This window comes from Cupriavidus sp. 01L43, from assembly GCF_056399925.1.
Map to the genome: position 1 here is coordinate 39,456 of NZ_JBFTSH010000011.1, position 21,809 is coordinate 61,264.

Sequence of the window (21,809 nt, forward strand, 5' to 3'; positions counted from 1 at the left end):
GAAGGGTGCTGGCTAGCGCCCCAGCCGTTGATGGAAGGCCATCAGCGGCGTGGCCGTCAGGCCGTGCAGGACGATGGAGAACACCACGGTGCACAGCGTGGCGTGGATCAGGAAGGGACTCCATTCCTCGCCGGCGGTGTGCGTCAGGGCATAGGCCAGGTAGTAAAGCGAGCCGATGCCGCGAATGCCGAACCACGCGGTCAGGCGCCGCTGGCCGCGCGCCATGGGCAGGTCGAAGGTGGACGCATAGACCGATAGCGGCCGGATCAGGCAGATCAGCAGCAGCGCCAGCACCACGTACTGGGCGTGGAAGACCTCCCGGGTCAGCATCGCCCCGATCAGCAGGGTGACGCACAACTCGGCCAGCCGCTCGATATTGAACGAGAACTCCGAGGCGGTATGGGTGAGGTAGGCGGCGGCCTTGCGCTCGTGCGTAGAGGTGGTCTCGACATCGGCCGTATGCAGCGGTCCCAGCACCTCTGCCGGCGAGGTGGCGGGATTCTCGCGGCGCTCCACCTGCCGCATCGCGAGCCCCGCCGCGAACACGGCCAGGAAGCCGTAGGTGTGCAGCAACAGCGCGGCGCCGTAGGACACGCCGATCAGGCCCAGCGTGAGGAAACTCTCCAGCCCCACCGCCTCATGGAAGCGCAGCCGCAGGACCAGGATGGTCTTGCTCGCCAGCCAGCCCAGCAGCCCACCCACGGCCAGCCCGCCGAGCGTGCTCCAGACCAGATCGACCGCCATCCAGCGCCCGCCCCACGCGCCCAGTTCGTGGAAACCCAGCAGGCCAAGGCCGAGCATGACGAACGGGAATGCCGCGCCATCGTTCAGGCCGCCCTCACCCGTCAGGCTGTAGCGCACCACGTCGCGATCCTCGGTATCGGCCATCTGCACGTCCGAGGCCAGCACCGGGTCCGTGGGCGCCAGGATCGCCCCGAGCAGCACCGCCAGGCCCAGTGGCACCTGCAGCCAGCCCACTGCCACGGCGCAGACGCCGCCGATGGTCAGCAGCATCGCCACGGTGGCCAGCCGCACCGGCAGGCGCCAGACGCGGTACGTCATCTGCACCCGCAGCCGCAAGCCCACGCCGAACAGAGCGACGAGCACGGCCAGCTCGGTGATCCATTCCAGCACCTTCACGTGGCCCGGGTCCGTCAGATCGAGCACGATCAGCCCGGCCCCGCCGGGCCCCAGCGCCATCCCCACTAATAGATACAGGCCGGACGGGGACATGGGCAGGCGCTTCACCATGGAGTCGATCAGCCCCATCGTGATCAGCAGCGCGCCAATGACCAATGCCCAGGTCGCGAACAAGCTGGCTCCTCTATTCGATATATCCCGGTCGAGACTTTCACAGTAGGCGGCGCGGCGGGCGGGCGCTGTCGGGCGGACCCCGTAGCGCCGTGTCAGTGAAGACCTCCCGACACTGGTGCGTGCGCGCACCGCGCAGGGGCTTGCGGGTGGCCGGCGGGGTGTGGGTGGCAGGCCGAAGGCGCCCAGCAGCCCGGTCACGCGTGAACAGCCACGTGGTTAATCGACTGATTTCGTTGATATTTCCCACGTCTGACCGGGCTTCCCCCTGCCCAAAAGTGCCTTTGGCACGGTGATTGCTATCTTGTATCCAAGATTGGATTTCAGATAGGACTCTCATGCGTACCTCTACCTCGGCCACCACAGCGGCCACGACAGCCGCCCCCGGCGAGGCCGGTGCGGCGTGGATCGCGCGGTTCGATACCCCGGTCGTCGCCCCGCACCCGGTTGGCGCCCCGCTGGCCGGCCTGCGTTTTGCCGCCAAGGACAATATCGACGTGGCCGGCGTGCCGACGACCGCCGCCTGCCCCGAATTCGCCTACGTGCCGGACGCCCACGCCACGGTGATCGCGCGCCTGCTGGGCGCCGGCGCGGCGTTGGCCGGCAAGACCAACCTGGACCAGTTCGCCTGCGGCCTGAATGGCACGCGCTCGCCCTACGGCGCCGTGCCCAATGCGTTCGACCCGGCCTATGTCAGCGGCGGGTCGAGTTCCGGTTCGGCGTACGCGGTGGCCAGCGGTGAGGTCGATTTCGCGCTGGGCACGGACACCGCCGGCTCCGGCCGGGTGCCCGCCGGGCTCAACAACATCGTCGGGCTGAAGCCGAGCAAGGGCCTGATCTCCGCCCACGGCGTGTTCCCCGCCGCGCAGAGCGTGGATTGCGTGTCGATCCTGGCGCGCACGGTGGCCATGGCGGTGCGCGTGCTGGAAGCCGCAGCCGGCCATGACCCGCAGGACCCGTACTCGCGCGCGCTGCCGCTGGCGCGCACGCCGCTGCCGGCTGCGTTCCGCTTTGGCGTGCCGGCCGAGCCGGAGTTTTTCGGCGATGACCTCGCCCGCCGGGCCTTCGACGCCGCCGTTGCCGCGCTGGAGGCGCTGGGCGGTCGCGCGGTGCCCATCGACTATGCCCCGCTGGCCGAAGCCGCCGCGCTGCTCTATGACAGCGCGCTGGTCGCCGAGCGCTACGCCGCCGTGCGCCCCTTCTTCGACCGCGCGCCGGGCGCGGTCATCGAGCCGGTGCGTTCGATCCTGGCCGCCGGCAGCCGCTACAGCGCCGCCGATGTGTTCGATGCCCAGCACGCGCTCCATGCCCTGGCCCAGCGCGCGGCCACGATGTGGCAGGACATCGACGTGCTGTGCGTGCCCACGGCGCCGACGCATTGCACCATCGCCGCCATGCTGGCCGATCCGGTGGTACGCAACCGCGAACTCGGCCACTACACGAACTTCGTCAACCTGCTCGACTACGCCGCGCTGTCCGTGCCCGCTAGCCTGCGCCCGGACGGGCTGCCGTTCGGCATCACGCTGATCGGCCAGGCCGGCAGCGACTGGCAGCTCGCCGACCTGGGGCAACGCTTCCACCACGCCATGGGGCTGACGCTGGGTGCGACGGGCGAGCCGCTGCCCGCGCCGGTGTCCATTGCCGGGCTGGCCCCGTCCCCCGCCACGCATCTGCCGCTGGCCGTGGTGGGCGCCCATCTCTCTGGCATGCCGCTGAACGGTCAGTTGACCGAACGCGGTGCGACGCTGGCCGAGGCCACCACCACCGCGCCGCACTATCGGCTGCACGCGCTGCCCGGCACCACGCCGCCAAAGCCCGGCCTGCGCCGCGTGGACGCCGGGGAGGATGCCGGCGCCGCCATCGCGGTGGAGGTGTGGCAGGTGCCGCTCGCCGCCGTCGGCAGCTTCCTGGCGCTGGTGCCGGCCCCGCTCGCGCTGGGCAGCCTCGAACTGGCCGATGGCCGCTGGGTCCATGGCTTCGTCTGCGAAGGCCATGCGCTGCACGGTGCGCCCGATGTCAGCGCCCATGGCGGCTGGCGCGCCTATATCACGTCGCTCTCCGCCGCTTGACCGTCTCCCGAATCCTCAACATTCACGCACAGGAACCCGCCATGACCCGCTCCACCTCCCGTCCCGCCACCGTCTCCCCCTCGCGCCGCCGCGCGCTGAAGGCCGGCGCCGCCGCGCTGTCCGTGCTGGCCGCGCCGGCCATCGTCCGCGCGCAGGGCACGCCCAGGCTGCGCATCGGCTACTGGCCGGTCGCCTCGGGCCTGCCCTTCTTCGCCGCCGTCGAAAAGGGCTATTTCAAGGAAGCGGGGCTGAACGTCGAGCCGATCAAGTTCGCCAGCCCGCAGCAGGTCATCGAGGCCATCCTGGCCGGCCGCTGCGACGGCAGCGCCAATGGCACCGCCTCGGCCGCGCTGGCCATCGGTGACATCGCCCAGCCCGGCCTGCTGAAGATCTTCTGCACCAACCCGACCAACGCCAAGTTCGTGCTCGACGAGTTCCTCGTGGCCAAGGACAGCCCGATCAAGACCGTGGCAGAACTCAAGGGCAAGCGCGTGGCATGCGGCCCGGGCCTGCAGAACGTGGTGCTGGCCAAGACCATGCTCGAGCGCGCCGGCGCCGGCAAGATCAGCGTGACGGAGCTGCCGATTGGCCAGCACGTGGCCGCGCTCACCGCCGGCCAGATCGATGGGGTCTACTCGCTCGAGCCGACCGGCACCATCGGCCGGCTCAACGGCACCACGCGCACGCTGGAAGCCGGCGTGGTGGCGCGCTACATCCTCGGCGACCCGATGGCCCCGTGGCATGGCGGCTCGGCCAGCCTGACCACGGAATTCCTCGGCAAGAACAAGGACGTGGCCAAGGCCTACCTCGCCGCCTACCGGCGCGGCGTGGTGCTGGTGCGCCAGAACCCGACCGAGGCGCGCCCCTTCCTCAAGGGCTATACCGCCATCGAAGGCGCGCTAACGGCCGAGGTGCCGATGGCTGACTACCTGTTCTTCGACGAATTCAAGGCCAGCGACGCCGCCCACTTCCAGAAGTTCTACGACCTGTTCACCGAAAAGGGCATCTTCTCGCGCAAGGTGGACGTCAACACGCTGCTCTACAAGGCCTGACGACCATGTCCGAACTCTCCGATACCGCCGCCGTGCCGGGCACGGCCCCGCCCGCCGGCCAGTCCTGGGCGCCCCCGGCCTCGCACGACGCCGCGCCACGCCGGCCCCTCGGCGACCGACTCTTGCCGATGGTCGGCCCGCTGGTGCTGTTCTTGATCTGGGACCTGGTGGTCCGCTTCGGCCTGATCAAGCCGATCCTGCTGCCGAGCCCCGGCGATACGCTGGTGGCGCTGGCCACCGGGCTGGCCGGCGGCGAGCTGCTGGCGGACTTCGCCGTCACCGTCGCGCGGACGCTGCAGGCGTTCGCCATTGCGGCGGTGGTTGGCATGCCGCTGGGCGTGCTGCTCGGCAGCAATGAGCGGGCCTACCGCAGCGTGGAGTTCCTGATCGACTTCTTCCGCTCCACGCCGTCTTCCGCGCTGATTCCGCTGTTCCTGCTGATCTTCGGCGTGTCCGACATCAACAAGATAGCCATCGCCGCCTTCGGTGCCCTGCTGATCGTGGTCTTCAACAGCGCCTATGGCGTGATCAACGCGCGCAAGCAGCGCGTCATGGCGGCGCGCGTGATGGGCGCCTCCCGCTGGCGCATCTTCCGGGACGTGCTGGTCTGGGAGAGCCTGCAGCCGAGCTTTGTCGGCCTGCGCTCCGCCGTGTCGATGGCGCTGGTCATCGTGATCGTCGCGGAGATGTTCATCGGCTCCGAGAACGGTCTCGGCCACGCCATCATCGACGCCCAGCAGGTGCTCAACGTCAAGACCATGTACGCGGCCATCCTCGCGGCCGGCGCGCTCGGCTACGTGCTCAACATCGCGTTCCTCGTGCTGGAACGCCGCATCGTCCATTGGAGTGGAAGGTAACCATGACCACCGTTCTGTCCCCTGCCCGCCACGCCGACGTGCCGGTGCCGCCGTTCCGCCCCGGGCCGCCGGGCACCCACATCACCATCCGCGGGCTGACCAAGTATTTCGCCGGCTGGCCGCTGTACGAGAACTTCGACCTCGACATCCCGAAAGGCAAGATCGTCTCGGTGTTCGGCCCCAACGGCTGCGGCAAGAGCACGCTGATCAACATGATCGCGGGGCTGATTCCGATCGACCGGGGCGAGATCCTGTTCGACGGCAAGTCGCTCAAGGACACGCGCATCGGCTACGTGTTCCAGAACTACCGCGAGGCGATGTTCCCGTGGATGCGGACCATCGACAACATCGCCTATCCGCTCCTGCTGGAGGGCCGCAGCAAGGCCGAGGTGGACCGGCGCATGGCGGAGCTGGTGGCGTCCTTCGACGTGAAGTTCGACCTGAACCGCTACCCGTACGAGCTGTCTGGCGGGCAGCAGCAGACAGCGTCGATCATGCGGGCGTTGGCGCCCCGGCCCGAGGTGCTGTTCCTCGACGAACCGTTCTCCGCGCTCGACTTCGAAATGACGCTGTTCATCCGGGAGAAGCTGCAGGAGGTGTTCATGCAGACCGGCACGACCATGCTGCTGGTCTCGCACGACCTGGAGGAGGCGGTGTACCTGGCCGACCAGATCCTGCTGCTGACCAAGCGCCCGACGCGCGTGGCCGAGATCCTCGACTACGGCGACGCGCGGCCACGCACGGTGGAGACGCTGTCACAGGCGAGCTTCGTCGCGGCCAAGCGGCAGAGCCTGGAGATCTTCCAGCGTGAAGTCAGGCGCTGAAGCGTGCCCTTGGGGCCGGTGGCGACCCGGCCGGTGCCGGCGCATAATGGGCGCCAGCGCCGGCCCAGCCTTCCCCATGAGACCCGCACCGCGCCTATCCCGATGAATGCCATGCCCCCTACCGATGCCGGGCGCACCTCGCGTGCCGACGATGTGTACGCGCTGCTGAAGCGCGATATCGCCGACTTTCGCCTCGTGCCCGGCGACCGCTTCACCGAGAACGAAGTCTGCGAGCGGCTGGGCGTGTCACGCACGCCGGTCCGCCAGGCGCTGTTCCGGATGAAGCAGGAAGGATTCGTCGAGGTCAGCTTCCGCGCCGGCTGGCGCGTGCTGCCGTTCGACTTCGACAAGTTCGAGCAACTGTACGACCTGCGCATGGTGCTGGAGACCGAGGCCGTGCGGCGGCTGTGCGCGATGGCGCCGGACAGCAACCAGGAGGCGCTGGCCGCCCTGGCGGCGATCTGGCTGGTGCCGCCCGAGGCGCGGCTGCCCGACATGGCGCGCGTGGGCGAACTGGACGAGGCTTTCCACTGCACGCTGGTGGAGGCTGCCGGCAACCCCGAGATGGCGCGCGTGCATCGCGACGTAACCGAACGCATCCGGCTGATCCGCCGGCTGGACTTCACCAAGCCGGCGCGCGTGGATGCCACGTATGAAGAGCACGGGCGCATCCTGCGCGCCGTGCTCGCCCATCGGTCGGATGAAGCCTGCAGGCTGCTGCGCTCGCACATCGGGGCGAGCCAGGCGGAGGTGCGCAAGATCACCCTGCACGAGGTCTACCTCGCCCGCAGCCAGGCGCGGGGCGAAGGGAAATGAACGGCCCCTGCAGCTTTTGCGGCGCGCCACTACAATGGCGCACACCCGGCCTGAAGCCGGGCTGACCTGGGGAGTCGAACATGCGGATTCTGGTAGTCGGAGCGGGTGCGATTGGTGGGTATTTCGGGGCGCGGCTGCTGCAGGCCGGGCGTGACGTCACGTTCCTCGTGCGGCCCCGGCGCGCCGCCCTGCTGGCCGAACGCGGCCTGCGGATCATGAGCCCGCACGGCGACGTGCGCGTGGAAGCCCCACCCACCGTGCTATCCACCCAGATCACCGAGCCGTACGACGTGGTGCTGCTGAGCTGCAAGGCCTACGACCTCGACGGCGCCATGGACAGCTTCGCGCCGGCCATGGGCCCCGGCACGGTGGTCATCCCGATGCTCAACGGCATGCAGCACCTGGACAAGCTCGATGCGCGCTTCGGCGCCGAGCGCGTGATGGGTGGCCGCTGCATGATCTCCAGCACGCTGGACGAGCAAGGCACCATCCTGCATCTGTCGGCCTTCCACATCCTCTCGTTCGGCGAACGCCCGGCTGGCAATACCGAACGCGCGCGCGCCGTGGCCGCCTTGCTCGAGAACGCCGGTTTCGACGTGCAGCGCAGCGAAGCGATCATGCAGGACATGTGGGAGAAGTGGCTGTTTCTGGCGACGCTGGCCTCGTCCACCTGCCTGATGCGGGCGACGATTGGCGACATTCTGGCCGCACCGCGCGGGCGGGAGACCATTGCGGCGCTGCTCGATGAGTGCGCGGCCATTGCGGCCGCGAACGGCTATCCGGCGCGGGCGCCGGCGCTCGAGCAGGCTCGGGCGACACTGTTTGCGGAAGGTTCACCGCTGATGGCGTCGATGCTGCGCGACCTGGAGCGTGGCGCTGCCATCGAATCGGACCAGATCGTGGGAGATTTGCTCGCGCGGCGCGGCAAGACGCCGGCGCCGACCCTGGAGGTGGCCCTGACGAGTCTCAAGGCCTACGAGGCGCGCCGCGCACGCGGCTGACGCTTCGGAGTCTCAGACGCCGAAGCCGGGCGCGCCGAATTTCGTCAGCAGCTGTTCGATCAGCGCCATGTCTTCGGTGCGCGGCGTGCGGTCCTCGACCACGCGGGACGGCCCGCCGTAGGTGGCGCTGACGTGCCGGCGCACGGTCAGCACGTCATCGGCCGGCGGGGCGATGTTCACGGCATCGCCCGGCTCATGCCGGTAGCTGCCGTCCATCCAGCCCTTGGGCGTCAGATGCATGATTTCCCATTCGTCATTGGCTGACATGACGGCCTCTTCCAGGTCGGGATGGCTCATGACTGCGCTCAATTCTTGTGCCGGTAGTTGATGCGGCCCTTGGTCAGGTCATAGGGCGACATTTCCAGCGTCACGCGGTCGCCGGCCAGAATCCGGATGCGGTTCTTCTTCATGCGGCCCGACGAATATGCCCACACCTGGAAGCCGTTTTCGAGAACGACGCGGAAACGGTTATCGGGCAGCACTTCGGAAACGTGGCCGCCGAATTCGACGAGATCTTCCTTAGCCATGACGGGCTCCTTGATTAGCGTGGGCAGTGGCGCCCGGTTGATGGTGTCGCGCAGCCAGGCGCGTGATGGCGCCTTCGCCGGCACAGCGGGCGGCATGCTTGGCCCGGGCGGCGGTGCGGTAGGTGTCGTGGCGCATGGCCACGTTGGCCACCACGCGTTCCATGCCGTCCTTGTATTCGCGGATCAGGTAGGCCGCGAACCAGACGCCTGGCTCTTGCTCGATGGGGTACACGGCAACCGTGTACGGCGATTCAATGATTTGCGTTTGCTGCAATGTGATGTGATGTCTCGTTTCGCGTGAACGCGCATGCGCAGGCCGGGCACCGATGTGCGCCTCTGCTTGCCAGTTGGTTCCAACGCGATGGGAAGGGGGTCAATGTGCGCGACACGCACTGAGGCGCATGTCGTCGCGATTGACGCGGAGTGACCGTGCTTGCGTAAGCTGGCGCGCTGGTACGGGGCGTGCCGGGTACGGAGCGGACTTGCCGCCGGTCATTATGGTGACGGGCCACGTGGCCCGGATCGATTCGGGTGTACGCCCGAAGGGTGCCAAAACTGAGTCTTTGTAGTGATGTCGGCACCCGGCCCTGTCGTTTTGGAGAGAGGACCAAGTCCGGCATTATAACAGCTTCTTGCCTTGGGCCCTGATGCCATCGAACACGGCCCCGGCCACGTCCTGCGGAAAATCCTGGGGCAGGCGAACCGCCACGGCAGCAATCGCCGGATCGATGGCAGTGACGAGTTCGGCGATCATCGACTCCACCTCCGCCTCGGGCAGCCCCACCTGCCGCCCCTGCGCAATCCAGTGCCGACGCTGGATCTGGGCCAGCCGGTAGTAATTCTGCGAGCCCCGCACCGCCATGGCCATGCGCGCCTTCTGTATGGCGAGTTGATTGGCGCCGCCCCCGACGATGGGATGTGCCGAAAGCACGTCATACAGCGGCGTGGCCCAGTAGCGACCGCCCGGCCCGATGCTCAGGCTGAAGTTCTTGGCATGCCCGTCCGTGGCCGCGAGCATCCAGAACAGGATCTGCGTCTTGAAGAAATTGCGACGATCCGCCTCGCGCGCGTCGGAGCCGGCCAGGATCGCCATGATGTCCGCGATGCCCGGCCCGCCATCGGCCTGATACTTGGCCAGCGGGGACATGCCCATCGCCTGGCAGAAGTCCTCCTGCGGCAGGCGCAGGATCCACTCGCCATCGGGCGCCACGCGCCGGTCGAAACGCTCGACCACGAGCGCCTTCTGATCCTCGAACATCGCCATCTCGCACGCCGCGATGGGCAGGCCGAAGGCCTCGACCAGCTGCGCGCAAAGCCATTCGTTCTCGACGGACGTGCGCATGTCCGCGCGCATATTGCCTACCAGCCCGAGCGGCAACTTGAGGATATGGGTCGTCGGCGTACTGCCGTGCGGAACGAACCATTGGCCGTCCCGGCGCAGCAGCGCGGTCTTTTCCTGCGCGCCGGCGATCGACAGGCGCAGGTCGGCATCGTCGCCATGCTGGCCGAGGGGCGATGCACTCGTGGTGTCGCGCAGCAAGCGGGCGATGTGAGCGTCATCAGCCAGGCTGCCTTCGATGACGCGCAGTTCTTCGGGTACCTCGCCTTCGGGGAGCAGCTGCAGCGCGCCCACGCAGTCGCGGCCCAGCGCCGTGAGCAGATCGAACGGACCGATGCCGCGCGTGCGATAGCGCTGCGCGAGCCGCCGGCGGATGGCGTCGCTATCCGGCAGCAGGTTGTCGAAGTAGTCCGTCACCACGCGGCCGCGATACGGCGCGTTGTCTGACCGGAACGGCATCGAAAGCGACAGCGGCCGGCCTTGCGCGCTGTGGATCCAGCGGGCCGCATAGTGGAAGGTCTCGCCCTCGCTGCCCTGTGCCCACACGCCCGTGAAATGGCCGTTCATCCAGACGCCGAGCTGGCGTCGCAGAGGTCGACGTCCCATTACCAGGGCTCGCTTGGCGGGGGCTGGCGGAGCATGGAGCCGCCGCCGCGATAGTCCTCGTCCCCATCGGTCGACAGGAGCATTTCCACGTCCAGCGCCTGCAATACCGCATGCAGCCGCTCCACGCTGACGCGTGCCGGGTTGGCTTCCAGCCGGGCATAGGTCTGCTGGCTCACCCCCAGGCGCGCCGCGAGTTGCGCCTGGGTCAGCCCGCGGGACTTGCGGAAGCCCTGGAGGATCGGCCGTAACTGGCTGATGATGCGGATGGGATACATAGTCGGATGTATGCTCGGATGGGGGCGCGAATACAGCTAGGAAGTTGTAAAGCCGTTTTACGCCATTTTGGCTGTATTTTCAAGATACAGCCTATCGGGCGTAAAACGGAAATACAGCCATTAAGCTGTATCGACGCGGCCCATCGGGCACGCCGTGGTACATTCCGGCCCCATATCCCTCCTGATTGCATGACACGCCCCGATGCCCGTGCGTCCCGATCCGTCCGCCGCCAAGCCGCCCTCGATGAACGTCAAGACCGCCCTGCGCGTGCTCGAGATCATCGAGACCTTTGCGCGCGAACGGCGCGCGCTGTCGCTCTCGGAGCTCTCCCGGCTGCTGTCCGTGCCAGCCTCTAGCTGCCTGGCGCTGATCCGCACACTGACCTCGCTAGGCTATCTCTATGAGACGGCCCGCAGGCAGGGCTACTACCCCACCGGCCGGCTGCTGGCCATGGCCCAGCAGATTGCCCGGCACGACCCCGTACTCGATCGCGTGCACGGCACCATGAGCGAATTGCGCGAAGCCACTGGCGAGACCATCGTTATCGGCAAGCTGCATGAGGGCCACGCGGTGGTGTATCTCGATGTGCTCGAATCGCCACATGCGATCCGCTACATCGCCACGGCCGGCGAGCGGCGCGAACTCCATGCGAACTCGATCGGCAAGGCGCTGCTGGCCGCCATGGACGACGCCGAGCGCGCCGCCCTGCTCCCGCAGCTTCCCTTCCAGCCGTTCACCGCGCGCACGCTAGCCACGCCGGCGGCGCTGGAGGACGACCTCCGGCAAGCGCGCGAGCGCGGTGCGTTCGTGAATCTCAGTGAGTCGATGCCTGATGTCGGCGCGCTGGCCTGGCCGGTGCGGTTGTCGGGCGAGAGTTACGCGATTTCGATTGCCGGCCCGGTCTACCGGATCGAGCCGCATCTGGAGCGCTACGCGGCCATCCTGCGCGCGGCGTGCGCGGCGCTGGAGAAGATCTAGCCAGGCGGATCTAGTCGATCTGCTGCGCGCGGAGGCGCCATCCGGCCGGATTGGGCACCGACACCGAGGCCAGCGGCGCCGAAGCCGTCAGCGCCAGCACCGCGTCATCGCGCCGCCATGTGATGCCATTGGCGTGCGCCATCTGCACCGGCACGGCTTCCACCACGTGGCCCATCATGGTCCGGAACAGATTGCCGCCGTGGCACTTGATCCAGGCTTCCTTGAGCGTCCAGAGCTCGTAGAACGCCTCCAGCTTCGCCAACTCGTCACCCACGTCCAGCAAGGCCGGCAAGGCGTCTCGCTCGGCCTCCGTGGTGGTGGCCTCGATCAGCGTGTCCAGGTGCTTCCGCGGCTGCATGTCCTCGATATCGATGCCAACCGGCAGGTCGGACACGGCGCAAGCGAGGTGATCACCCGAATGGGCAATCGACAGGAATACCGGCGTGCCGACGGCCCCACTGGTATGGGTCGCCAGCGGCGGCGCATCCTCGGCGGCCGACAGCGACCATTCCGCCGCCTCCCCGCCGAACGTCACCGCCAGCAGCCGCCGGGCGAGCCAGCGGCCCGCCGCGAACTGCTCGGCGCGGGCCCGGGCACGCATGGCGGCCAGCCGCGCCAGTTCCTCGGGTGACATCCAACGGCTGACGGGCGGCGCCATGGCCGCGAATGCCATGACCGATCCTGTGCGCAGCGCGAGCGGCATGGCAATCGTCCTGAAAACGTCTCAAACAGGTCCCGTCGATGGCGCCTTACTTGGCGGCCACCTTGGCGTAGGTGCCCTTCAACGTCACGCCCACCACCACGGCGCCGGCGTGGCATTCGTACTCGGTGTTGCTGGCGTTGGTGTCCTTCTTGTAATAGCTCACCATGTCCACCACCGCATTCACGCCCAGCGACTTGGCCTTGTCCTGGAACGAGATCAGCGCCGAGAGCGCGGCCCAGCGGCACGCTTCCTCATCGGCCTTGCCCACGCCGTTGGTCTTCTTGTTCGAGACGTCGCTGTCCTTCTTCTCGAGCACCTTCGGCGTCTTCTGGCCGGCCAGGTAGAACGCAACCGAGCCGTCGAGCTTTTCCTTGGCTTCCGGCATGTTCAGGACGTCCTGGAACGGCAGCATGTACTTGGTGTCGCGCGCGGCGGCAGGGGTGGACAGCAGCGTGCCTGCACAGGCGAGGGCAACCAGCGGGAGAGCGAATTTCATTGACCTTCCTTTGTTCTTGATTGTTGAGGGATGAAAACGGCGGTACGGCTCGGGTACGGCTTCCTGCTCAGGCGTCCCAGCGGCGGAACACCAGCGAGGTGTTGATGCCGCCGAACGCGAAATTGTTGCTCATCACGTACTCCGTGTCGAGTCGGCGGCCTTCGCCCATGATGTAGTCCAGCGGCGCGCAGCGCGGATCCGGGTTGACGAGGTTCACCGTGGGCGCGAACCAGCCATCGCGCATCATCTCGATGGTCATCCACGCCTCCAGCGCCCCGCACGCGCCCAGCGTATGGCCGAGGTAGCTCTTCAGCGAGCTGACCGGCACGGCGCCACCCAGCACCGCGTGCGTGGCGTGGGATTCGGCGATGTCGCCATGGTCGGTGGCCGTGCCGTGCGCATTGACATAGCCGATGCGATCCGGCGCCAGCCCGGCGTCCTCCAGCGCCTGCCGCATGGCCACGGCCATCGTCGCGGCCTGCGGCTGGGTCACGTGCGCGCCGTCGCTGTTGGTGCCGTAGCCGACGATCTCCGCCAGGATGCGCGCGCCGCGCGCCTGGGCGTGCTCCAGTTCCTCGAGCACCAGCGTGCCGGCGCCCTCGCCCAGCACCAGCCCGTCGCGGTCTGCGTCGAACGGGCGCGGCGTGGCCTCGGGGGCGTCGTTGCGCGTGCTGGTGGCGAACAGCGTGTCGAAGACGGCCGCCTCGGTCGCATCCAGCTCCTCGCCGCCGCCAGCCAGCATCGCCACCTGCCGGCCCGCGCGGATCGTCTCGTAGGCGTAGCCGATCCCCTGGCTGCCGGACGTACACGCGCTCGACGTGGTCAGAATCCGTCCGGTGATGCCGAAGAACACCCCGATATTGACCGCCGTGGTGTGCGGCATCATGCGGATATAGGTGGTGGCGCTGATGTCCTCGGTGGTGCGCTCGCTCATCATCCGGCCAAAGTCCTGGATCGCGGACGGCGTGCCCGTGGACGAGCCGTAGGCGATGCCCATCTGCCCGCCCGTGATGATCGAATGGCCGGTCAGCCCGGCATCCGCCAGCGCGGCCTCGCTGGCCAGCACCGCCATCAGGGCGACCCGCCCCATGGACCGCGTGGCCTTGCGCGTGTAGTGGGCCGGCAGCGCGAACGGCGGCACCGGTGCCGCCAGCTGCGTGTTCAGGCCCTTGATGTCGGCCCACTCCGGCATCTGCACCACGGCATTGCGGCCGCTGGCCAGGCGCGCGCGCACCGTGGTCCAGTCGTTGCCCAATGCGCTGATTGCGCCCGCGCCGGTTACGACAACCCGCTTCATCCGAACATCCCCCCGTTCACCGAAATCACCTGCCGTGTAATGTAACCGGCATCCGGCGAGAGCAGGAAGGCCACCGTGGCCGCCACCTCGTCCGGCGTGCCCATGCGCCGCGCGGGAATCATCTTCAGCGCTTCCTCGCGCACATGCTCGTCCACCATTTCCGTGTCGATCAGCCCCGGCGCCACGCAGTTCACCGTGATATGGCGCTTGGCCAGTTCGATGGCGAGCGCCTTGGTGGCGCCGATGATGCCGGCCTTGGCGGCGCTGTAGTTGGTCTGGCCGCGGTTACCCACCAGCCCGGACACCGACGACAGCGTGACGATGCGGCCCGGCTGGCGGCGCTGCACCATCGGCATCACCAGCGGGTTGAGCACGTTGTAGAAGGCGTCGAGGTTGGTATGCACCACCTCGTCCCACTCCTCCCCGCTCATGGCCGGGAACGCCGCGTCCCGCGCGATGCCAGCGTTGCAGACCACGCCGTAGTAGGTGCCGTGTTCCTCGATGTCGGCATGCAGCACGCTGGCGGTGGCCTGGCGGTCGCTGATGTCGAAAGCCAGCACGCGCGCGTTGCGGCCGAAGGCGCGCACGGCGTCGGCCACGGAGTCGGCGTCATCCCGGCGGGCGCGGCAGTGCACCACCACGTCGTAGCCGTCGCGCGCGAGCCGCAGCGCAATGGCGCGGCCAATGCCGCGCGAGGAGCCCGTGACCAGCACGGTCTTGTTCGTCATGCTTGCTGCCCCTGGAGAAACGCCTGCGCGTCCGCAGGCTGGAAAACGGAAACATTGGCGCGCGCCACGTCGCGGCCATCCATCTCGAGCGTGCAGGCGAACATGCCGAGGCCGTTGTCCCCGATCAGTTCCACCTGGGTGCGGATGGTCAGCACGCTGCCCACCGGAAATGCGGCCACGTCGCAGGCATAGCGGCGCGAGCCGAGCAGGAAGCCCAGCCCCGGCGGGCGGCCCGCCGCGCGCTCGCGCACACCGGCCCAGGCGGCAATCGTCTGGGCCATATATTCGATACCGACCCAGCCGGGCATGCCGGCATCGTCCACGAACAACTGCGTGGCGCGCACCGTGGCGCGGGCCACGCAGTGCTCGCCATCGGCCTCAACCAGTTCGTCGATCAGCCGCATGGCGCCCGCGTGGGGCACCACTTCGGACACCGGCGGCAGGAGTGGCGTGAAGTCAGGCTTCGTGTCAGATGTCGTCACGTCAGCCCTCCCCCATCACCAGCACGCTGTTGCTGCCGCCGAAGGCGAACGAATTGCTCATCACGTAGCGCGGGGCCCGGCCCAGCGACTCGTCCGCGCCCACCACGTGCAGCGGCGGCAGCGTCGGATCGGCCGCGCCGTCCCACCAGTGGGCCGGCAGCCGGCCACGCGGGTTGTCGGTCATGGTCAGCACCATCAGCGCCGCTTCCACCGCGCCGGCGGCGCCCAGCGTGTGCCCGGTCTGCGGCTTGGTCGAGCTGACCGGCACGTCGTGCCCGAGCAGGTCCGCCACGGCGCGGGATTCCATCGCGTCGTTCTGCTCGGTGGCCGTGCCGTGCAGGTTCAGGTAGTCGATGTCCGCCGGCTGCAAGCCAGCGCGCGTCAGGGCCTCCTGCATGGCGGCGCGGGCGCCCGCGCCGGCCGGGTCGGGCGCGGACATATGGTGTGCATCGGACGTCTCGCCCCAGCCGGCCAGCCGCACCGGCCCGGCCTCGCGCGACATCAGGAACAATGCCGCGCCCTCGCCCAGGTTGATGCCGTGGCGATGGGCCGACAGCGGATTGCACCGCTCGGCGCTGACTGAGTCGAGCGAGCGGAAGCCGGCGATCGTGAACGCGCACAGCGTATCCACGCCACCGGCGATGGCGACATCGGCCATGCCCTGTTCCAGCAGCCGCGCGGCGGCGGCCAGCGCCTTCGCGCTCGACGAGCACGCCGTGGAAATCGTATAGGCCGGCCCGGCCGTGCCCAGCGCCAGCGCGAGGTACTGCGCGGGCGAGCCCAGCTCCTGCTGGCCATAGTGGAACGCTTCCGGCCAGGTGCCGGCGGCGTGCCGCGCGCGCACGGCCAGCTCGCCGTCGCTGATGCCCGAGGTGCTGGTGCCGAGCACGATGGCCACGCGGGTCGGACCCACGCGGGCGATGGCAGCTTCCACGGCGGGGCGCAGCGCGTCCAGCGTGCGGTCCAGCAGCGCATTGTTGCGGCTGAACAGCGCGGGGGCGATGCCGGCCGGCAGGTCGGTGGCGGCCACCGGCTCGCGCACGGTGCCCAGGTGCAGCGGCGTGCCGGGCGTGTAGCGGTCAGTGACTTCGCCGCCCGTCGGGCCGTCCGTGCGCCACAGCGCGGCGCGCACGGCGTCGTTGCCGCTGCCCAGCGCGCAGATGACATTCATCGCGTTCAGGAAGATCGTCATGGCCGTGCTCCTTCGCCCTGCAGCGTGCGGATGGTCAGCCGGTAGCCGTCGCGGCGCTGCACGAATTCCGTGGTGGCGGCGTCGGGATAGCGGATCTCGGCCACGAGTTCGTCACCGGCCAGCAGGCGGCGCATGGCCGGCGTGGCGTCCAGGCGCCAGCCCGGCGGCAGCGCCGCGCGAATGGCCGCCACGGGCCAGAGCGACAACTGCAGATCACTGAGGATACGCTCCGGCACGAGTTCCGCGGGCGCCCATGGCGCGCGTGTCACGTGCAGGTCACTGCCGTCCCAGTCCAGCCGGGCCAGCACCTGTCCGCCGGCCAGCGCGGCCAGCCGGGTGTGGCCGGCGTCGGCCTCCAGCAGCGCGAGGATGTCCCGCGTCTGCTCGCCCTGCGGCGACGGATAGCGCACCGTGATCTGCTGCTGCAGATGCAGGGTGCGACCGAGCGACGCGGGCGGCAGGCGCAGCAGCGGCACCGCCGGGCGGCCCGCTTCCGCCACGGGCGGCGTGGGGCCGGCCGGCGGCGTCGCGGCGCAACCGGCCAGCACGGCAAACGCCGCGCCGGCCAATATCGAACACGTCAGCCTCAGACCGCGCAAAGCTGCTCCAGCACGTTGAGGCGCCGCCGGGACTCGGCCACGAAGGGGTTGCTGCGGTCCCAGGCGTAGCCGGCCAGGATCGACGAGATCATCCGGCGAATCTCGGGCGTGGCGTTCGGATGGAAGATCAGGGTCTGGAAGCGGCCTTCGTACCAGGCTTCGACGAAGGTGCGGAAGCAATCCACGCCGGCCTTCAGCGGCTTGGCGTAGTCGGCCTCCCAGTCCACGGTCTCGCCGGCCAGCTGGCGGGCGAGGCAGGCGGTGGCCAGGCTGGCCGATTTGAAGGCGATGGTCACGCCCGACGAGAACACCGGGTCCAGGAACTCGCCGGCATTGCCGAGCAGCGCGTAACCATTGCCCCAGAGCGAGCTGACGTTGGCCGAATAGCCGACGATCTGCCGCGCCGGCGTGTCCCAGTTGGCGTCGCGCAGCAGGTGCGCCAGCCCCGGTTCCTCGCTGACCAGCTGCTTCAGCTTGGCCATCTCGTCGCCCCGATACTGGTCCAGGAAGGACTTCTCCGCCACCACGCCCTGCGAGCAGCGGCCGTTCGAGAACGGAATGGTCCAGTACCAGACATCGACATGCTCGGGATGCACGCCGATGCGGATCTTGTTGCGGTCGAAGGTGCCGGGCGCCACGCGGTCTTCCACGTGCGTGAAGATGGCTGCGCGTACCGGGAAGTTCGACGGGGACTCGAGCTTCAGCAGGCGCGGCAGGATGCGACCGAAGCCGGAGGCATCGAGCAGGAACTTCGCCTGCACGTTGTACGCCTGCCCATCCGGGTCGCGCACGGTGACTACCGGCTGCGCGCCGGTGACATCCACCGCTTCCACCACGTGGCGGAAGCGCACCTCGGCGCCCTGCTTCTCGGCCTCGCGGATCAGCACGTCGTCGAAATGCGCGCGCTGCACCTGGTAGGTGGTGCCCCAGCCCTTGGAGAACTTGTCGCGGAAGTCGAATTCCGTGTAGCGGTCGCCCCGGGCGAAGGCGGCGCCGTTCTTGTACTGGAACCCGGCCTCCACCACGGCCTGCAGCATGCCGGCTTCCTCGATGTATTCCATGCTCTGCGGCAACAGGCTCTCGCCGATGGAGAAGCGCGGGAACGTCTCCTTCTCGATGACCAGCACCTGGACGGCGCGCTTGCGCAGCAGGCCAGCCGCCACCGAGCCAGCGGGCCCGGCGCCGACGATCAAAACCTCCACCTGTTCCGTTTTCATATCAATCAACCCTGTTCAGCTTGTTGTTGTGAGGCATGCCGGGCCAATGGCCGGAACCATGGCGAAAGCACCCAGACCGCGCCCACGCCCGAAAGCATGGTCATGCCGAACGCATGCAGCGCCGGCGTGGAAGACAGTGCGAGCAGCCCGAACGCCAGCAGGGTGCTGGCCGCCCCGAGCACGATGGCGGTCCAGGACACGCCATCGCCGGGGTGTTCGAGCAGAAATATGCCGTAATCGACACCTACGCCGAGCAGCAACGCCAGCGCCAGCACCGAAAACAGTTGCAACGGCACGCCGAGCCAGCCCAGCACGGCCACGCTGAAGGCGGCGGCCAGCAGCGTGGGCGCCAGCGCGCGCCAGCCCTCGCGGCCATAGCGCCACGCCAGCAGCAGCGCCACGCCGGCCGCACCGGCCAGCAGCAGCCAGCTCATCAGCACGCGGTAATGGTGCAGCAGGAAGGACAGATCGGCGATGCGGTCGGCCCACTCGGCACCCTGCACCGTGTTAACGGTGGCGGCGATGCCAGACATGACTGCCGGATTTTCCAGCCCGCGCAGCAGCATCACGCTGGCGTAGCCGCTGCCCTCGCGGTCCAGCCACAGATGACGCAGCGTGCCGGAGACCGGATTGGCCAGCCAGGCGGGCAGCGTCAGCACGACGTCGGCCGAGGACGCCGCCGGCGCGGCAATCGACCCACCCAGCGTGCGGGCCACCCGCTCGCGCACGGCGGCCTCCTGACGGCCGGCCAGCGCGGCGTCCGCGCGCTGGCGGGCGGCGGACGGCACCCAGTCGGAAATCGCCAGGAAGCCGGCCAGCTCGCCGCGCCGGATGGCCGGCGCCAGCGCGGCCTTGACGGCCTCCTCGCGCGCCAGCACCTCGTCCGGCGTGGCACCGCGTACGAGCACGAACTGCGCGGGGCTCGGCGTGCCGAGCAGGCGGCCCGTGAGGCGCTGCGCCTCGATCAACGCCGGCGGCGAGCTTTGCAGCTGGCGCACGTCATCGACAACCCGCACCTGCCAGATCCCCGGCACGATAAACAGGGCCAGCGCCCCGAGCGCCAGCGCCGTGCGCCGGTCCGCCCGCACGCGCGGCCAGCGGGCGAGGCTCTGGGCCAGCCAGCTCGACACCCGCGTGGGCCGCAGCGCGCCCCGGTCCAGCAGTGGAAACCAGAACACCACGGTCAGGAACGCGGCGACCAGCCCCACCGCCGAGAACAGCGCCATCTGGCGCAGCCCCGGGAACGGCGCGATGCCGAGCGCCAGGTATGCCACCACGCTGGTCGCCAGCGCCAGCGCCATGCCCGGCAGCAGATGGCGCATGACCGATGGCGGCGTGGCGCGCGGCAGCGCCTGCCGCGAGACGAAGTAATGGATACCGAAGTCCTCCGCCACGCCCACCAGGCTGGCGCCGAACACCAGCGTGATCAGGTGCACGCGGTCGAAGACGATGGCCGTGGCCGAGATCGCCGCCGCCGTGCCAATGGCCAGCGACAGCCCCACCAGCACGATCGGCCGCAGCGAGCGGAACGCCAGCCAGACCAGCAGCAGCACCGCCGCCAGCGAGCCCCAGCCGATCACGTTCATTTCGAAATTCGCCTGCGCGGCGGCGGCCTCCGCGTGCAGCGGAATGCCGGCGGCCACTACGCGCACGTCCGCATCGCCCTGCCGCGCAGCGGCCTCGGCGGCGCGCAGCAGGTCGCTGTAGTCGGTACTGCCGCTGACCGAGAATGCCGGTTTGGTGATGTGGTACGTCAGCAGCACCCACTCCTTGCCATCGCCGGACAAGGCGGCCAGCCCGTCGCGCTCCTGCACGCGCGTCACGGCGGCGCGGGAGAGCCACCAGTCCTGCCACAGCCCAAGCGGATCGGCGGCCCAGTCGGTCAGGCGCGGCCCGGTGGAGAGCTGGTAGAGGCGCGTCAGCGCCTGCTGGGCGAGTTGGTCCGGATGACCTTGCTGCAACTGCTGACGCTGGGCGTCGGTCAGCAGGCGGTCCCGCCACGGGCGATAGAAGTCGAGCGCCTTGTCGAAGTCGAACGCGGCGATCTTGTCCACCGGTTGCAGCAGCGTGCCGCCCTGCGCCGTGGCTTGGCTGAAGCGCTGCGCGGCGGCGCGCGTGCGCGCCCAGTCCGGGCTGCCGACGAGCACCACCACCTCCTGCGCCACGCTGTCGGCCAGCCGGCGCAGCACGCGGTCCGCCGCAGCGGTGCGCTCGCTGGTCGGCAGCAGCGCCATCACATCCGTATCGAGCCGCGAGCCGCGCCAGAACTGCACCTGATGGGCGATCATCGCCAGCACGATCAGCAGCCAGACGATGGCCAGCCCACGCGCCAGCCGCGTGATGCCGCCCTGCATCGCCACGCCGCCCGCCACGTTACTCAAAGCGCTGCTCCTCGGCCGGGGTCAGCCTGGCGGCGGCGGCCGGGTCGATCATGCGGACCACGGTGCTGTCGCCGCCGGCTTCCTCGAGCCGTACGTCGCGCACGAACTTGTCGCCGGCCAGCTCGATCCGGGTGAACACGCGCCGCATGCCGGCATCCTTTGGGATCAGCGTCAGCGCCCATCCGGCGCTGCCGGCCAGCTTGCCGGTCACGTCGAAACGCGCGGACAGCCCGCGCAGGTCGCCGCGCAGCACGGCGATCATCGACTCGCCGACCACGCGCATCGCAGGCTGGGATTCGGTTTGCATCTGCTGCTGCACGCTGCCATCGGCGCCGCGCATCACCAGCTTCTCAGGGGTGACCAGCAGGCTCGACGGGAACGGCTCGCGCGTCTGCCAGACCACGCCACGGCCGCGCGCGAGCACGAAATCGCCCCGCGAGACCAGCGGATTGCTGAAGCCGGACAGCCGGCGCGTCTGCTCGAACCGGCCCCGGATCACGGGCGCATCGGCCAGCCGCTTGGCCACCGAGGCCAGCAGGTCGTCGGCATGGGCCGGCAGCGCCGGCAACATCACCACCAGCGCCAGTGCGCCAGCAGCGGCCAGAACCTGGCGGCGCCTCACGACGGCACCCCGAGCTTCTGCAGCAGCACCGGCGGGCAGACGTAGAGCATCTCCTGCGTCGTCATGTCCACGGCTACCTGGATCGAATAGCCCTTGGTCAGCCGCTGGCCAGACGCCGCATCGCGGATCTCGTAGTCGATCTTGAGCCGGTTTTCCCATTCGACGATGGTGGCGCGCACGATCATCGACTGGCCGTAGACCAGCGGGCGCACGTACTTGACGCGCAGGTCCACCACCGGCCACGCGTAGCCGGAATCGCGCATCTGGGGGTAGTCGTAGTCGATCTGCTGCAGCAGCGCGCAGCGCGCCACCTCGAAGTAGCGCACGTAGTTGCCGTGCCAGACCACGTTCATCGGGTCGAGGTCGTGGAACGCCGGCGTCAGCGTGATCTCGTGGCTGAAAGCTTTGGACATAGGTCTCCGGTGGGCGGCGCGCG

24 protein-coding genes are annotated in these 21,809 nt (G+C 69.0%); 7 read left to right on the plus strand and 17 right to left on the minus strand.

Translation table 11 applies throughout. The features are described 5' to 3' along the window. Window positions 1-12: 12 nt before the first annotated feature. Entirely contained in the window at window positions 13-1,314 is a 1,302-nt protein-coding gene (locus AC1DP9_RS18295) for a cation:proton antiporter (protein ID WP_477108135.1), read from the minus strand. A gap of 335 nt (window positions 1,315-1,649) precedes the next feature. On the opposite strand from AC1DP9_RS18295, the gene atzF reads away from it, so the two are divergent. The 6 genes from atzF (at window position 1,650) to panE (ending at window position 7,930) form a co-directional block, all read left to right on the plus strand. Beyond that, the gene (gene atzF, locus AC1DP9_RS18300; RefSeq protein WP_477108136.1) at window positions 1,650-3,380 is read left to right on the plus strand and encodes an allophanate hydrolase; all 1,731 of its coding nucleotides are present in this window, start codon (window positions 1,650-1,652) and stop codon (window positions 3,378-3,380) included. Between the two features lie 41 nt (window positions 3,381-3,421). After that, a complete protein-coding gene (locus AC1DP9_RS18305; RefSeq protein ID WP_477108137.1) occupies window positions 3,422-4,432 on the plus strand; it encodes an ABC transporter substrate-binding protein in 1,011 nt (336 codons plus the stop codon). A 5-nt stretch (window positions 4,433-4,437) separates the two neighbouring features. Then, on the plus strand, window positions 4,438-5,289 hold the full coding sequence (locus tag AC1DP9_RS18310; protein ID WP_441593444.1) for an ABC transporter permease: 852 nt from the start codon (window positions 4,438-4,440) through the stop codon (window positions 5,287-5,289). 2 nt (window positions 5,290-5,291) lie between these two features. Further along, window positions 5,292-6,113, plus strand: coding sequence for an ABC transporter ATP-binding protein (locus AC1DP9_RS18315; protein WP_092299844.1), 822 nt, complete (start codon window positions 5,292-5,294; stop codon window positions 6,111-6,113). Window positions 6,114-6,224: 111 nt separating this feature from the next. Further along, window positions 6,225-6,929, plus strand: coding sequence for a GntR family transcriptional regulator (locus AC1DP9_RS18320; protein WP_477108138.1), 705 nt, complete (start codon window positions 6,225-6,227; stop codon window positions 6,927-6,929). An 80-nt stretch (window positions 6,930-7,009) separates the two neighbouring features. Continuing rightward, window positions 7,010-7,930 carry a 2-dehydropantoate 2-reductase gene (panE, locus tag AC1DP9_RS18325; RefSeq protein WP_477108139.1) on the plus strand — a complete coding sequence of 307 codons (921 nt, stop codon included), beginning with the start codon at window positions 7,010-7,012 and terminating at the stop codon, window positions 7,928-7,930. A gap of 12 nt (window positions 7,931-7,942) precedes the next feature. Here panE and AC1DP9_RS18330 read toward each other — a convergent pair whose 3' ends face one another. The 5 genes from AC1DP9_RS18330 to AC1DP9_RS18350 form a co-directional block, all read right to left on the minus strand. Then, window positions 7,943-8,197 (minus strand): translation initiation factor 1, encoded by a 255-nt coding sequence (locus tag AC1DP9_RS18330; RefSeq protein ID WP_092299977.1) that lies wholly within the window; start codon window positions 8,195-8,197, stop codon window positions 7,943-7,945. A gap of 38 nt (window positions 8,198-8,235) precedes the next feature. Then, window positions 8,236-8,457, minus strand: a complete 222-nt coding sequence (infA, locus tag AC1DP9_RS18335) for a translation initiation factor IF-1 (protein ID WP_092299836.1) — start codon at window positions 8,455-8,457, stop codon at window positions 8,236-8,238. Further along, a complete protein-coding gene (locus AC1DP9_RS18340; RefSeq protein WP_092299833.1) occupies window positions 8,450-8,731 on the minus strand; it encodes an isochorismatase in 282 nt (93 codons plus the stop codon). The genes infA and AC1DP9_RS18340 overlap by 8 nt, the downstream gene beginning before the upstream one ends. Window positions 8,732-9,076: 345 nt before the next feature. Beyond that, window positions 9,077-10,402: a type II toxin-antitoxin system HipA family toxin gene (locus AC1DP9_RS18345; protein ID WP_477108140.1), complete on the minus strand. Its 1,326-nt coding sequence runs from the start codon at window positions 10,400-10,402 to the stop codon at window positions 9,077-9,079. Beyond that, on the minus strand, window positions 10,402-10,677 hold the full coding sequence (locus tag AC1DP9_RS18350; protein WP_092299829.1) for a helix-turn-helix domain-containing protein: 276 nt from the start codon (window positions 10,675-10,677) through the stop codon (window positions 10,402-10,404). The genes AC1DP9_RS18345 and AC1DP9_RS18350 overlap by 1 nt, the downstream gene beginning before the upstream one ends. A gap of 244 nt (window positions 10,678-10,921) precedes the next feature. Between AC1DP9_RS18350 and AC1DP9_RS18355 the strand changes: the two genes are divergently transcribed. After that, entirely contained in the window at window positions 10,922-11,656 is a 735-nt protein-coding gene (locus AC1DP9_RS18355; protein WP_092299975.1) for an IclR family transcriptional regulator, read from the plus strand. A 10-nt stretch (window positions 11,657-11,666) separates the two neighbouring features. Here AC1DP9_RS18355 and AC1DP9_RS18360 read toward each other — a convergent pair whose 3' ends face one another. From AC1DP9_RS18360 to AC1DP9_RS18410, 11 genes are all read right to left on the minus strand, one after another. Beyond that, window positions 11,667-12,329 carry a 4'-phosphopantetheinyl transferase family protein gene (locus AC1DP9_RS18360; protein ID WP_477108141.1) on the minus strand — a complete coding sequence of 221 codons (663 nt, stop codon included), beginning with the start codon at window positions 12,327-12,329 and terminating at the stop codon, window positions 11,667-11,669. A 76-nt stretch (window positions 12,330-12,405) separates the two neighbouring features. Then, entirely contained in the window at window positions 12,406-12,855 is a 450-nt protein-coding gene (locus AC1DP9_RS18365; protein ID WP_092299825.1) for an excinuclease ATPase subunit, read from the minus strand. Window positions 12,856-12,922: 67 nt separating this feature from the next. Continuing rightward, window positions 12,923-14,152: a beta-ketoacyl-ACP synthase gene (locus AC1DP9_RS18370; protein ID WP_477108142.1), complete on the minus strand. Its 1,230-nt coding sequence runs from the start codon at window positions 14,150-14,152 to the stop codon at window positions 12,923-12,925. Continuing rightward, window positions 14,149-14,880, minus strand: a complete 732-nt coding sequence (gene fabG, locus AC1DP9_RS18375) for a 3-oxoacyl-ACP reductase FabG (RefSeq protein WP_144197106.1) — start codon at window positions 14,878-14,880, stop codon at window positions 14,149-14,151. Before fabG ends, AC1DP9_RS18370 begins: the two co-directional genes overlap by 4 nt. Further along, entirely contained in the window at window positions 14,877-15,362 is a 486-nt protein-coding gene (locus tag AC1DP9_RS18380) for a hotdog family protein (protein ID WP_477108143.1), read from the minus strand. Before AC1DP9_RS18380 ends, fabG begins: the two co-directional genes overlap by 4 nt. Before the next feature lies 1 nt (window position 15,363). Continuing rightward, window positions 15,364-16,554 carry a beta-ketoacyl-ACP synthase gene (locus AC1DP9_RS18385; RefSeq protein ID WP_477108144.1) on the minus strand — a complete coding sequence of 397 codons (1,191 nt, stop codon included), beginning with the start codon at window positions 16,552-16,554 and terminating at the stop codon, window positions 15,364-15,366. After that, a complete protein-coding gene (locus tag AC1DP9_RS18390; protein WP_092299813.1) occupies window positions 16,551-17,153 on the minus strand; it encodes a DUF3261 domain-containing protein in 603 nt (200 codons plus the stop codon). Before AC1DP9_RS18390 ends, AC1DP9_RS18385 begins: the two co-directional genes overlap by 4 nt. Beyond that, the gene (locus AC1DP9_RS18395; protein WP_477108145.1) at window positions 17,141-18,370 is read right to left on the minus strand and encodes an NAD(P)/FAD-dependent oxidoreductase; all 1,230 of its coding nucleotides are present in this window, start codon (window positions 18,368-18,370) and stop codon (window positions 17,141-17,143) included. Before AC1DP9_RS18395 ends, AC1DP9_RS18390 begins: the two co-directional genes overlap by 13 nt. 5 nt (window positions 18,371-18,375) lie before the next feature. Next, window positions 18,376-20,742: an MMPL family transporter gene (locus AC1DP9_RS18400; RefSeq protein ID WP_477108203.1), complete on the minus strand. Its 2,367-nt coding sequence runs from the start codon at window positions 20,740-20,742 to the stop codon at window positions 18,376-18,378. A gap of 1 nt (window position 20,743) precedes the next feature. Further along, a complete protein-coding gene (locus AC1DP9_RS18405; RefSeq protein ID WP_477108146.1) occupies window positions 20,744-21,373 on the minus strand; it encodes an outer membrane lipoprotein carrier protein LolA in 630 nt (209 codons plus the stop codon). Beyond that, complete coding sequence (locus AC1DP9_RS18410) at window positions 21,370-21,786, minus strand: acyl-CoA thioesterase (protein WP_477108147.1); 417 nt, start codon at window positions 21,784-21,786, stop codon at window positions 21,370-21,372. Before AC1DP9_RS18410 ends, AC1DP9_RS18405 begins: the two co-directional genes overlap by 4 nt. Window positions 21,787-21,809 lie beyond the last annotated feature (23 nt).